The sequence below is a fragment of the Pseudanabaena sp. UWO311 genome (assembly GCF_006937785.1).
Classification (GTDB): Bacteria; Cyanobacteriota; Cyanobacteriia; order Pseudanabaenales; family Pseudanabaenaceae; genus Pseudanabaena.
This window is the reverse complement of record NZ_SJEE01000017.1, coordinates 1-12,884: the sequence shown is the minus strand read 5'-3', so window position 1 is coordinate 12,884 and position 12,884 is coordinate 1. Positions and strand designations below refer to the sequence as shown.

Sequence of the window (12,884 nt, the reverse complement as noted above, 5' to 3'; positions counted from 1 at the left end):
CAGTATAGCAAAAATCAAATAAAAAATTAAGCTGACCTAGTAATGCTTGGCATTTTGTAATTCCAAGCTTGCTCATGCATAATTGATCTCGCTAACACATGACGATAGAGTTCACTCAACTGAATAGCCACTCCTGTCCAACTAAATCGTTGATTAACATTAGCTGATGCTTGCTTCCTCATTTTCCTCACCCATAGATCATCAAAGAGAATTCGTTGAATACCCTCAGAAAAAGCTTCTACATCCTTCGGCTCAACTAAGAGTCCTGTTTCTTCAGGAATAATTGTAAACTTCAATCCACCAACATTAGATGCAACTACGGGTACACCACATGCCATCGCCTCAATTGCTACTAATCCAAAAGGTTCATAGTGGCTAGGAATCACGCAAACATCAGCCGCAGTATAATAAAGCGGTAAAACATCATGCCCAATCCTACCTGCAAAAACAGTAGACTCTTGCAGTCCTAATTCATTGACAATATGTTCAATCCTTTTCCTTTCATCACCATCAGGCATATTTTCGGAACTGCCACCAACAATGATTAGTTTGAGATTTTGGAGATTATGGCTTTTGAGCAGAGCAAAGGCTCTTACTAAAGTCTCAATTCCTTTCCTTTCATCAAATCTACCGACATAGAGTATGATTTTCTCGCGGCTATCTAGTTTCAATTTAGTGCGAGCATGAATCTTCGATGTTAGGCGAAAGTTAGTCGTATCAGTTCCGCAAGGAATAACTTCGATTTGCCCGCGAGTTGAGACAAGCGATCGCAAAGTCTCTTGCTCTTGTGGACTAGTTGCCACAACGCAATTAGCGCGTTCTAAGATCTCTCGTTCAATCCTCAATCGAGTGTTCGCAACTTGAGGAATCTCTACTAGAGACTGATATTTTACAGCTCCCAATGAATGATAAGTATGCACCAATTGGATGCCACTAGTTTTTTGCAACTCTAATCCAGCCCAAGCCGATAGCCAGTAATTAGTGTGGATTAAAGGATAATTTAATCCCTGAGTTCTTTGGAATGCTTGAAATGAATCCACAAACTCTGGCATATGTTCAAACAAGCGATCTCTAGGGATATAGGTTTCCGTACCTGCTCTGAGTCGGATCGTTCGACAATGGGCTGAATGCTGCACAATGTCATCATCACTTGCCTTGACTTTGCGAGTAAACATATCTACATGCCAACCCAATGCGGCAAGAGTTTCGCCCACATGACGTACATATACATTCTGTCCACCTGCCTCCTCTAAGCCAATCTCTGCGGCAGGATCAGCATGATCGGAAATCAGCGCGATCGCCTGTCTATTCAAACTCAACATAATATTTTTCTCCTTTTGTATAGTGGTTTGTATTTTGCCTACGGCAAAATGCAAACCCTTACTCTGCTGGTTTTGTTCTTTCCATACGAACCATTTAGAGAGTTGGTGGCGCGAAGCGCCATCAATTCTCTAAATGCTTTGCATTACCAAATCGCGCTTTTGACCATTTCGAGAATATTTCTCTCCCAAAATTTTTTGATATATCGCTTCATAGCCATCTGTCATTAGTTTCGCAGTAAAATTCATGAGGACATGATCTCGACAAGCACGCCGACTTAACTGGGCAGCAAGTGCGATCGCATCTACACATTCGGTCACAGTCTGGCAGAGAAATCCACTTACTCCATGAGCAATCACCTCAGGAGCCGATCCTAAACTCATGGCAATTACAGGGGTTCCTGTGACCATTGATTCAATCATTACAAGTCCAAAGGGTTCTTGCCATGTAATCGGAAACAGCGTAGCAACGGCTCCACCCATGAGCACACTTTTTTGGTGGTGATTAGCCTCACCTAGGAACTCAATTTGACTATTGTCAATATGGGGAAGAATTTTAGTCTCAAAATATTCCAAATCTACAGCGTCAACTTTTCCAGCCATTTTAAGGTGCCATCCTGAACGTTTAGCAATTTCAATCGCTAAATGCGCTCCCTTTTCAGGCGACATTCTCCCTAAAAAAGCTAGATACGATGGTTTTTCTGGCTGGGGATAAAAGCTATAAGTATTAGGAGCAATACCGTTATAAACAGTAGATACATAGTTTAAACCTAAATTAGTATCCCTCTGGGAATTAGAAATACTGATAAAAGGTTGATTCCGCACATGGCTAAATAGCTTCTTATTATCGGGCGTGAAAATGCCATGTAGCGTATGAACTGTAGGTGTTTTCACCAGATTCGTATAAGGTAATGCTACACAACCAACATGGGAATGGATAATGTCAAACTTATCAGCGTTCTCATAAACGCGACTCATATTTAACATGTCATATATATTTGGGTCTTTAACGCTGGTATCTAAACGTAGGGCTCTCGGATGTACGGATTCTAATTTGGCTGAGGTATTGGAATCTCCTGATGCAAATAGAGTGACATCATGACCACGCTTGACTAACTCTTCGGTGAGTAAACTTACTACTAGCTCAGTGCCACCATAGGCGGGGGGAGGAACTTGTTCCCATAGTGGGGAAACTTGGGCAATTCTCATTATGCTTCTCCTATCTATACCCTTTAGACATAGGTGATTATCACGGCTGTGTCTAAAGGTTGTTGTCTTACTTAAGGAGACTATAACTGAGTGATGTTTGAGATAATGTATATCTAAAATCGCTGGAATGTTTGAGTTGTATAGTAATGTATTGAAACTTGATAGAAGCTATAATATCCAACGCAAAGCACTGAATATTATAACCATTGATGATGAACGATCGCTTCTAAAATTCCTTGGGCATAACTTCCTTCAGTGAAGTATATATGATCTTGTCCACGCAATTTTTCTAATTCAGAACTGTAATTTCCTACTACTACGGCATTTGCTCCACTAGTCAGCATTTGCTCATCATTCCCCGAATCACCTGCTACTAGAATGTTTGCCATCGAGAAGTTCCATTTATTCGCGCAATATTTTACAGCATCACCCTTAGAGGCTCTCAGAGGCAATATATCTAAAAACTCCTGATGCGAATAAATTGCCTGAACCTGAAGTTGATGTTTTCGTAGATGTGCTTGAATTTCCCTGATTGAAGGCGATTTTGTGGGATCGACTAGATAACTAATTTTATGAAGACGTTGTCCTTCAGTACTTTGCAACTTAATACCTGACAACTTTGCGATCGCTTGTCGTACGAGTTCAGGTTGCCATTGGTAATTAATGTGTTCGCACCAATCAAGATCTGCTTGCATCTCTTCACCATAGTGAATTTCGCTGCCGACTGAAGTAATCCATAGATCGGGGAGTGAAACTTTCCATTCTTCAAGAATTTGTTTAGCACTTTCAATAGAACGCCCAGTAGCAATACCAAAAGCAATTTCTGATGATTGCAGATAATTCATAAGTTTCGTTAAAGCGATGCGATTCCTTGCAGAATGTATACTGCCGCTTAACAAAGTATTATCAATATCTGATATTAATAAGCGATCGGTTATCAAAAGTTTGTTTGTGTTAGGTTTATGCATTTTCAAGCTCTTTGAGACTTGGTAAATCCATAATATTCGCATCAGCAGGATTTACTTTGAGAAGGTGATGCGTTAGGAGAAAACTAACAATCGTCCAAGTTTGATACAACCTTGCCTGTTGACCAACCCAAACTCCACTTGGCCCATCAAAATATTCTGCCCAATTTTCTTGAGGTAATCTTTTTAAGAGAATCTCATAGTTATCTTGCAGTAGTAAATCGATCGCTACATTATCCACTAATGGCTGTCGCTGTTTATCGCGGAGGGTTGCCATTACAAAAAACCAGAAAAGACAGGGCCAATGTCCTGCGTTGTGATAACACCATGGTAGATTTTTGCGATCGTAGCCAGTCTTTTTACGCCAGTCTTCACTTTCTAAAGGTGGATGGCAAATTCTGAGAGGCATTTGAGCGAATAAATCTGCTCGGTTTTGATACATTAAATGAAATAGCGATCGCTGTTGTGTAGGGCTAATCAAATCAAAAGTTGCACTCAAACAGTTTCCCAATGTAAAAAAACGAAAGTCGGGTCTACCAGTTCTTACATTGCCAATTAAATAGCCACCTCTGTCGCCTAGCCATTCCTGTAACCAATGGGGAATTGTTTCTGTTTGGATATTGTACTCATTCGCCACGCGATCGCCATATTGTTCGGTAGGGCGGCGGCGAATGGTTTGGACAATTTTAGAATTTACCCAATAATGCTTGAGCATATAGCTTCTTAGCTTTTTTAACCAAGCGATCGCATAGGATTTACGATAGATTTGCTGACCCATTAATGCATTTTCAGGATTACGTAAATCTGCCGTTGCTTGTTCGTCATCACATCCCTTCTCCTGCAAATCAATTTGAATTAAGCCCACTGCACTTAATAGAGCACCATACAAAAGTGCCTGTATTTCCAAAGGATTTCCCCATACGTCAAGAGCGCGATCGATCATAAATGCACCATCAGGCACAAATAATGTCGGTGCATCCCGAAAAGAGGGATGCAAAACTAAATTCAGAAGCTTCTGGATACCAATCTGGACTTCTGAAGTTACTGCCCATGCGCGATCGCCAGATCTCTTTACATAGATATAAGCTAAAATCACCCACCACAAGCTCGCATCTACCGAACAAACTCTGCCAATTGCTCTCTGTCCATAATCAGCAACTAGCTTTCCATCAGTCTCCACAAAGCTGGTCGGAAATATTCCTCTAGTATGAAATTGATCGCTTTGTAGTCGTAAACAAGTATTTAAAAAATGTCTGACAATCTCGAATTTTCCTTCGAGTAATAGATAAATCATTACAGGAACATTGTCCCGAATAAAAATCTCGTTATAGTTCAAGTCCTGACTATGGCTATTTCTGGGAATTGAAGCAACAGCACCAACAAATTCTCCATCAATTTTTACTAATGCGTTTTCATACAAAATAGATTTTGCTAGTTGCACTAATAGTTCTTCTTTCATGAGTTGCCTGAGATAAAGTCAGTAGAAGCGAAGCACATATTGAAAAAACGACTTGAGTGCATATCTTCTCTCTAAACATTTATATGAAAAGCGCTATAAAACTTTGTTTTATGTAAAGCATCCTTACATGTATAAGTTTTAATTTAAATATGTCGCCATATTTTTTAAGCATGTTAAAAAAATCAGTGGGTTTGGGTAACATCCTGCTAGTAACAACCAAAGCAACCACATACTCAAAAAGTTGCCAAAGACGAAGAGACCTAGTTAGGGTCAAGATGAGGATAAATCATGAAAGCAGTGCGATTAAATCTTGAAGATAGACAAGCTTGGCAGAAATTGCAGCATGTTCTGACTAGTCTTGCTTCCGATTATATGGATCTAGTGGCTGCTGAGCAAACTGAATTTAAGTTTGAGCAGCAAGTTCTATCCATTGCTTTTACCCTGATTACTTCTGATGCCGATCGCGATCGCCTCAATGAATTCACACAAAGTATTGATCGATATTTCAATCGCCTACAGTTAATTGGGGTGCGGCGCATTGAATGGGAATTTTATGTAATTGGTGAAGCAACGCCATTCTTAGCACAGGGTCGAGACATTCGACTAATCGATGCACCAGCCCCTTTGCCACAAAATGCCCTTGCCCGTAACGAGGCTAGACGCACACCTGTTCGTAATGCTAACGCGAGTTCTCTTTCTAAAGGGAAATCGAAGGTTAGCAATCTAGTCCGTCGTTTTCGTGGCTGGTTGGTTGATCCCAAAACTATTCAAGCAGCCCGTACCGTTAGCCGTATCACGATTCGTGATCCTAGAGGCGCTTTAGATGCAGTGCGCATTAATGCGATCGCTAAGTTTAATGACACGATCCAATGGGTTGATACTTTTCCTTGGGAAACTTGGACAAAGGAAAAAGCACAACAAATCAAACGTCGCCATCAACGCAATTTGGTGCGATCGGTAATTGAAGATGTTCTAATTGTTGGGGTAATGGTCATTGCTGCTCTGTGGCTGATCGAGTCTTTATCTGGCCCATCATTCAACCTGGCGCTGTTGCCTAAGCAACATCATGACAGCAACATGACTAGTGCCCAGTACCGTTGTGGGAATCCTGCTGTAAATCTCAAAAACTATGTCTGCCTAAATCGGGGAATGCGTTACGACCAAGTGGCAAGTATTTTAGGAACTGAAGGAAAGCCATTAGGTATTGATAGCAAGTTTGGAAAAGGGGCAGTAGTAATTAGTTGGACAGGTGCTGACTTAAGTATGAATGCTACTTTTGTCAACGATCAATTAGTCTCAAGGGCATATCGACAACTGACAGCAAGTAAATAAATTAAGTAAAAGGCTCACTTTAAAAGCCTTTTACTTAATTTATTTGCAGAGATGACGCTTTGCGCCGTCTCTCCCTTGTAAACCCAAAAGAGGATGGCAGCACAAAGCGTCGCCATCCTCTTTTGGGTTTTGAGCATTGTTTGTAATACCTATTCACAAAAATGTGGCGACACTTTTGCGAATAAAAAAACAAATCCCGTAAGGGTTTTAAAAACACAAAATGGCTACGCCATTTTGTGTTTTGGTATAAAAAACAAAAATCAGTTTCATAATTAGAATTGCCACTTTTTTGTATAACCAGCAGGAAGTTAATCTTGAAACGATCCCTAAAAATATTAGGTTGTTTAAATTTGTGCGGAATACTCACAAGCATCATGTCAGGATTACCTGCATTTCCAGCGATCGCGGTTAATCCCAATACAAATTTAGTGCAACCTCTCAAAGCAAACAAAGCCGATAAACGAGCCGCTGAAGAATATCGCCAAATGGGACTTGCCTATCGCCGACAAGAACGCTTTGATCAGGCAATCGAGGCTTTACAAAAATCAGTTGCGCTCGACCCCAATAATCTTGATGGGCGGATTATTCTCGGTTGGACACAGCATCTCTCTAAAAAATATGATGATGCGGCTATGTCTCTGTGGGAAGCAATTTATTTGTCCCCAACATCACTGCAAGCCTTTAATGCGATCGGCATTGTTTACTTAGTGCGGGGCGATTTACCTCAATCCGTAGTTCTACATAGTTGGGCTGCCCTGCTTAAGGCAGATAATGAAATTGCCCATTACAATCTCAGTCTGGCTTATCAACGCTTACAACAATATGATCTGGCGATCGCCTATGCTCAGAAAGCGATTGAACTCGAACCGAATAATCCACATCCCTTTGTTGCTAATGCGATCGCGCAATGGACATCGGGTGATCAGGCTAGAGCCAAAAAAACTTTTCGTGAGGCGATCGGTGTTGATGCTCGATATCGTAATCCTGAATTTTTAAATTTTCTCAATGAAGCAGGCTTTAGCAATGATCAAATTCAAATAGCTAAACAAGTTTTAGCAAGCTCATAGATTGCCCTATCCCAATCATAAAAGTCGCGTTGCATTTATTTGAGGTTCCCATCACCAAGAGAGCTGAAAACCTCAAATAATGAGGATTTCTGGCGCTGTGCTGCTCTTTGCTTATTAGATTTTAAATTTCTTAAGATTAGTGAGCATAGCTATAAATTCTCGAAAATGTGAATCTACTATCGAGAATTGGTATTATCCTATATAAAAATATATAAAATATGTGATTATTGCGATCGCACCTGTAATAGTGGTGGGTAAGCTATCATTACTTATCTAGTTTAGAATCTTTTAGAATCTGAAAGATCATGTTTGGGTAGAGCAGCACAGAGGATAGATCGTGGAAAACCCAAGAACATTTCGTATAGATCGCGGCATCGGTCAATATGACTTTAATGATTACTACGCTGTATTGGGCTTACCATTGACAGCAGAATCTTCTCTTGTGCGTAGGCGATATCTTCTAATTGCCAAATGCCTTCATCCTGATATTCATGGGCGATCAAATTCTCAAAAGGAAGTTGCTACTCAATATCTATCCAAGTTAGTTAATCCTGCCTACAACGTGCTTTCCCAAGAAAGAGAGCGAACAGAGTATTCAGCAATCCTAAAACTGCTTGGAAAACGCTTAATGAAGCGCAATCAAAAATTTGTGCCTCAAGCAGACATAGCCCAACAATATTTAATTTCCTCTAAAGATTTTAATTATGAACAAACTGTTCATGAAATTGCCAAAGTCCAGTATCAAGATCTTGGTCAAGCCTTAGAAAAGATTGCTTTATTAAGTGAACTGAATTTAATACATATTCTGCTGCAAGAGGGTTACAAACCTTTACCAAGTTCACCAAGTGCAAGTTCTTCGTCCTATACATCTTCTGTAAAACCTGCTGATGACGAAACCAGATTTCAGACTGGTAACACAGGAGTTAATAGAGCTAGTGCATCTACTAATACGGGTGTTAATAACACAGGGGTTAATAGAGCAGGATCATCTTATTCCAGCGCAGGCAGCAGCTACCAAATGCGAAGCGAGTCTCAAGCACCATTGCGTAATAACAGTAATGCAGCTAATACTTCAGCAAAAAATACTAGCCAAGCTAGTAATATAAACCAAACTAGTAATACAAACCAAGCTAGTAATGGTTCACTTAATCAATATATTCGACAAGCTGAAAACTATATCAATCAAAAATTATGGGCTTCAGCCCTAAAGGAACTGCGAAGTGCTATCCAACTTGATTGCAACAATAGTAAATGCCATGCTTTGCTGGGCTTTGTTTATATGAATCAGAAATTATCTGGCATGGCAAAGGTGAGTTTTTTGCAAGCACTGAAACTAAACCCTGACGAACCTATAGCCAAGCAGTATATTGACCAAGTGAGTGGGACAAATTCTGGCACTAATGCGTCAAAAACAGATCCTAAAGCCAAGAATGACAAAAAGGGCGGATTTTTTGGTTGGTTAGGTGGTGGTTAATTAGCTAGCCTCAAAAGTTGAAAGGCAACGCAATGCGCCGCCTCTCAACTTTTGGGGTTACACAATTTTCGATCAAACGAACCAAGAAAAATTTTAAAAGTGTTGCAAAGCAACACTTTTAAAATTTTTCTTGGTTCGTGTTTGAGCGCAAAGCGCTGTAATACTGACGGCGACTATAATTATGGAAAATTTATCGCAAGCTGAAATTAAATTAGCCATTCAACAAAAAGCGATCGCTCTCGGCTTTAGTAAAGTTGGTATAGCTAGAGCTGAGTCTGGACTTGAGACAGAACGCTTGCAGGAATGGCTAGCACTGGGATATCAAGCAGATATGGATTGGATGACAAATCCCAAGCGGCAAGATATTACGCAGGTAATGGAAGGGGGCAAGTCGGTAATTTGTGTGGCTTTAAATTACTACACCCCTCATCAACATTCAGCCGATCGCAATGTGGGCAAGATTTCCCGCTATGGTTGGGGACGTGACTATCACAAGGTCTTGACCAAGAAGCTCAAAGCTTTGGCAACTTGGTTAAACACTCAAGGGGAAAATATTCAAACTCGATATTATGTGGATACTGGCCCGATCGCGGAAAAAGCTTTTGCCCAAAGAGCAGGGATTGGCTGGATTGGCAAACATAGCAATGTAATTACGCGGGACTACGGTTCCTGGTTGTTTTTGGGAGAGGTGCTGACTAATTTAGAATTAGAGCCTGACACTCCACACACAGATCATTGCGGCACTTGTACACGTTGCCTTGATGCTTGTCCGACGGGAGCGATCGCGCAGCCATTCGTCGTCGATGCTAATCGCTGCATTGCTTTTCACACGATTGAAAATAAAGCCGAGCAGATCCCTGATGCGATCGCAGCTAATTTACAAAACTGGGTAGCAGGTTGTGATATTTGCCAAGATGTTTGCCCTTGGAATCAACGTTTTGCGCAAGAAACTACGGAATCTGATTTTCAACCTTTTCCCCATAATGTAGATCCTCAGTTGGACACTCTAGCAAATATGACTGAACAGGAATGGGATCAAAATTTTACAGGCTCAGCGCTCAGACGGATTAAACGCGATCGCTGGCAACGCAATGCGAAAACAGTAAGTGATAATTTACAGTGATGCTTTGCATCACTGTAAATTAAGGTAGGTTTGCTAAGCCATTTAGCTTGTGTAGATTTATTCTAGAAAACAGCTTAAATTAGAATAATTCCCAAACATCAATTTGAGTAGTTAACCCATCTTGGCTGATCTAAAGATTGTTCGACATATTAAAGACGGTGCTGAGCGTTGGAATGCTTGGCGCGAAAAAACTCAGCCTGAGGTGATCGACTTGCAAAAAGCCGACTTGTCTGGGCTAAAGTTAGTCGGTGCAAATCTGTCCCAAGTCAACTTAACTAAAGCCAACTTTAGTAAGACTGATTTAACTCATGCGGATCTATCGGGAGCGAATTTAAGTGAAGTTGCCTTTGTAAATTCCAATTTAAAGGGAGCCAATTTCAGTGGTGCAATTTTATATCAGGTCAACTTTGGTCAAGCAAATCTTCAGGATGTCAATCTGACTGGTACGGATCTGAGATCGCTAGATCTCAGAGGTATAAATCTTGGAATTGCTAACCTCAGTGGCGCGGACTTACGCGGCGTAAATTTAAGTGGTGAAAGTTTTAAAGGTACAAACTTTAGTGGTGCAAATCTCAGTGGCGCGAATCTGCAAAATACTGATTTTAGTGGTGCGAATTTAAGCAATGCGAACTTAAGTAGAGCCACGCTCAATCGAGCCAAATTACGGGGTACTTTATTAACCCGTGCTAATTTATGTGGGGCTTCCCTCGATTTTGCCGATATCAGTACGGCTGGATGTCTGATGGCAAATTTTAGCGAGGCTATTTTAAATAATGCAATTTTGAATAATGCAAACTTAGGCGGCGCGATCTTAAGTGGAGCACAATTGGTCGGGGCATCTCTATGTAATACATTTTTGAACGATGCTTCAATGAGTCTTGCTAACTTGACTAAAGCGAATCTCAGTGAAGCCGATCTCAGTCAAGCCTATATGTATAAGGCAATTTTGTCACAGTCAACCTGCATCGAAACTAAATTTCGTCATGCCGAGATGCAGGAAGTTGATTTGAGTAGAGCAATTCTTAAACAAGCTAATTTTGCGATCGCAAATCTGCAAAAGGCTTACTTTGGTGGTGCAGATTTGAGTGGTGCGATCTTAATGGGCGCTAATTTAGAGAATGCAAATCTGACTAATGCCAATTTAACTGATGCAGTATTAGAAAGCTCTATTTTGACAGATGCAAATATCCAAGGTGCGATCGGGCTTTCTCTATAAATAGAATCGGCGCGAAGCACCGACTCTATTTATAAATGATAGGATTCAGGGGAGATTTTGGTAACTTTATAAGGATTAGCATGGGAAGCATTGCATATTTGGATTGTCCGACAGGAATCGCGGGTGATATGTGTCTAGGTGCGCTGGTGAGTGCAGGTGTACCTTTAGAGTATTTACAAGATATTGTTCATAAATTAGGACTCGATCGCGAAGTTAAGTTATGGACAGAATCCGTTCATCGTGGCGGTATCGAAGCTACAAAAATGCATGTTGAATTATTAAACTATAACGGCGAAGAGCCACCTACCGTTGCGATTGAACAGAATCATTCCCACGCCAATCATGTTCATTCTCATAGCCATGAGGAACATAGCCATGAGGAACATAACCATGAAGAACATACTCATAAACATTCCCATAAGGATCATTCCCATCAAATTCATCACCACTTACCTGATATTGAGAAGATCATTCGTAATGCTAAATTGCCAAAACAGGTTGAAATTTGGAGTTTAGCAACATTTAAAGAACTCGCGATCGCAGAGGGTTCAGTCCATGGCATTGCACCAGAGGCAGTACATTTTCATGAAGTAGGTGCGATCGATGCGATCGTGGATATTGTCTGTACCTGTGCAGGCTTCGCTTGGCTGGAAGTTGATAAGATCTATTGCTCTGCTTTGCCTGCGGGTGGTGGCTATGTTGATTGTGATCATGGCAAAATGCCAGTGCCAGCTCCTGCCACATTGAAATTATGGGAAATGCATGAGGTGACTACGTTTGATAATGGAATTAGAAAAGAATTAGTTACACCTACAGGAGCTGCGATCGCAGTTACGCTCTGTGAAAAGTTTGGCGAAGTTCCTTTAATGAAAATCAAAAAAGTTGGTCTGGGTGCAGGTACGCAGGACTTAGAAATTCCCAACGCTTTGCGTTTGTGGATTGGTAAGAGCAAAAAAAAACTCTTGAAATAAAGAAACATCGGGCATTGCCCGATGTTTCTTTATTTCAAGGTTTTCAAAGTATAGAAACGATCGCAGTTTTAGAAACGCAAGTTGATGATATGACTGCTCAGGCGATCGCCTATACGATGGAGCTGTTATTGCAGAATGGCGCGTTAGATGTCTATACCCAAGCTATCGGCATGAAAAAATCACGCAATGGGATTTTAATTACAGTTATTTGCCCCTGCGATCGCCAATCTATTTGTGAACAAATTCTCTTTCAGGAAACTAGCACTCTTGGCATTAGATATCGCTTACAAGAGCGTAAAGTTCTCTATCGGGAAATCCACGAAGTAGAAACAGAATTTGGCAAAGCAAGAGTTAAGATTGCATGGCGCAATGGATTTTGTACAATTCAGCCAGAATATGAGGACTGTGCAAAGTTGGCGCGATCGCAAAATATTCCGTTAACACAAGTGCAAGAAATAGTTAAGGTAGCTGGAGAGAAATTTGTAGAAACAAATAAACCAAGAACTCAAGTTCTTGGCTCAAAGCTCAAGTCCACTGAAGTGGACTGTGGAAATATTCTTTAGTCGGTTTCAACCGACTTTAGCTCTTAGCCAGCACTTGAGTGCTGGGCTTGATGAATTAATCAGCCAGAATATGAGGACTGTGCAAAGTTGGCGCGATCGCAAAATATTCCGTTAACACAAGTGCAAGAAATAGTTAAGGTAGCTGGAGAGAAATTTGTAGAAACAAATAAACCAAGAACTCAAGTT

The 12,884-nt window shown here is 40.8% G+C and carries 9 protein-coding genes and 1 pseudogene; 6 read left to right on the top strand and 4 right to left on the bottom strand.

Annotated elements, in window-relative coordinates:
* Positions 1-26: 26 nt before the first annotated feature.
* The 4 genes from PseudUWO311_RS13930 to PseudUWO311_RS13915 all read right to left on the bottom strand — a co-directional run bounded on the left by PseudUWO311_RS13930 (position 27) and on the right by PseudUWO311_RS13915 (position 4,952).
* A complete protein-coding gene (locus tag PseudUWO311_RS13930; protein WP_142655871.1) occupies positions 27-1,322 on the bottom strand; it encodes a glycosyltransferase family 4 protein in 1,296 nt (431 codons plus the stop codon).
* Between the two features lie 129 nt (positions 1,323-1,451).
* Positions 1,452-2,528 (bottom strand): glycosyltransferase family 4 protein, encoded by a 1,077-nt coding sequence (locus PseudUWO311_RS13925; protein ID WP_142655869.1) that lies wholly within the window; start codon positions 2,526-2,528, stop codon positions 1,452-1,454.
* A 197-nt stretch (positions 2,529-2,725) separates the two neighbouring features.
* Complete coding sequence (locus PseudUWO311_RS13920) at positions 2,726-3,496, bottom strand: HAD family hydrolase (RefSeq protein ID WP_190303501.1); 771 nt, start codon at positions 3,494-3,496, stop codon at positions 2,726-2,728.
* Positions 3,489-4,952: a glycoside hydrolase 100 family protein gene (locus PseudUWO311_RS13915; protein ID WP_142655865.1), complete on the bottom strand. Its 1,464-nt coding sequence runs from the start codon at positions 4,950-4,952 to the stop codon at positions 3,489-3,491. The genes PseudUWO311_RS13920 and PseudUWO311_RS13915 overlap by 8 nt, the downstream gene beginning before the upstream one ends.
* 288 nt (positions 4,953-5,240) lie before the next feature.
* Between PseudUWO311_RS13915 and PseudUWO311_RS13910 the strand changes: the two genes are divergently transcribed.
* The 6 genes and pseudogenes from PseudUWO311_RS13910 to larC all read left to right on the top strand — a co-directional run bounded on the left by PseudUWO311_RS13910 (position 5,241) and on the right by larC (position 12,698).
* Entirely contained in the window at positions 5,241-6,284 is a 1,044-nt protein-coding gene (locus PseudUWO311_RS13910) for a hypothetical protein (protein WP_142655863.1), read from the top strand.
* A gap of 374 nt (positions 6,285-6,658) precedes the next feature.
* A complete protein-coding gene (locus PseudUWO311_RS13905) occupies positions 6,659-7,351 on the top strand; it encodes a tetratricopeptide repeat protein (protein WP_142655861.1) in 693 nt (230 codons plus the stop codon).
* 337 nt (positions 7,352-7,688) lie between these two features.
* Positions 7,689-8,825, top strand: coding sequence for a J domain-containing protein (locus tag PseudUWO311_RS13900; RefSeq protein WP_142655859.1), 1,137 nt, complete (start codon positions 7,689-7,691; stop codon positions 8,823-8,825).
* Between the two features lie 181 nt (positions 8,826-9,006).
* Entirely contained in the window at positions 9,007-9,948 is a 942-nt protein-coding gene (gene queG, locus PseudUWO311_RS13895) for a tRNA epoxyqueuosine(34) reductase QueG (protein ID WP_142655857.1), read from the top strand.
* 121 nt (positions 9,949-10,069) lie between these two features.
* Complete coding sequence (locus PseudUWO311_RS13890) at positions 10,070-11,164, top strand: pentapeptide repeat-containing protein (RefSeq protein WP_142655855.1); 1,095 nt, start codon at positions 10,070-10,072, stop codon at positions 11,162-11,164.
* An 80-nt stretch (positions 11,165-11,244) separates the two neighbouring features.
* Positions 11,245-12,698 (top strand): annotated as a pseudogene (larC, locus tag PseudUWO311_RS24905) (nickel pincer cofactor biosynthesis protein LarC).
* Positions 12,699-12,884 lie beyond the last annotated feature (186 nt).

Bases quoted from the DNA above. Each gene is read 5' to 3' on its own strand.
- PseudUWO311_RS13930 (WP_142655871.1), bottom strand. From the start codon at position 1,322: ATGTTGAGTTTGAATAGACAGGCGATCGCGCTGATTTCCGATCATGCT.
- PseudUWO311_RS13925 (WP_142655869.1), bottom strand. From the start codon at position 2,528: ATGAGAATTGCCCAAGTTTCCCCACTATGGGAACAAGTTCCTCCCCCC.
- PseudUWO311_RS13920 (WP_190303501.1), bottom strand. From the start codon at position 3,496: ATGCATAAACCTAACACAAACAAACTTTTGATAACCGATCGCTTATTA.
- PseudUWO311_RS13915 (WP_142655865.1), bottom strand. From the start codon at position 4,952: ATGAAAGAAGAACTATTAGTGCAACTAGCAAAATCTATTTTGTATGAA.
- PseudUWO311_RS13910 (WP_142655863.1), top strand. From the start codon at position 5,241: ATGAAAGCAGTGCGATTAAATCTTGAAGATAGACAAGCTTGGCAGAAA.
- PseudUWO311_RS13905 (WP_142655861.1), top strand. From the start codon at position 6,659: ATGTCAGGATTACCTGCATTTCCAGCGATCGCGGTTAATCCCAATACA.
- queG (WP_142655857.1), top strand. From the start codon at position 9,007: ATGGAAAATTTATCGCAAGCTGAAATTAAATTAGCCATTCAACAAAAA.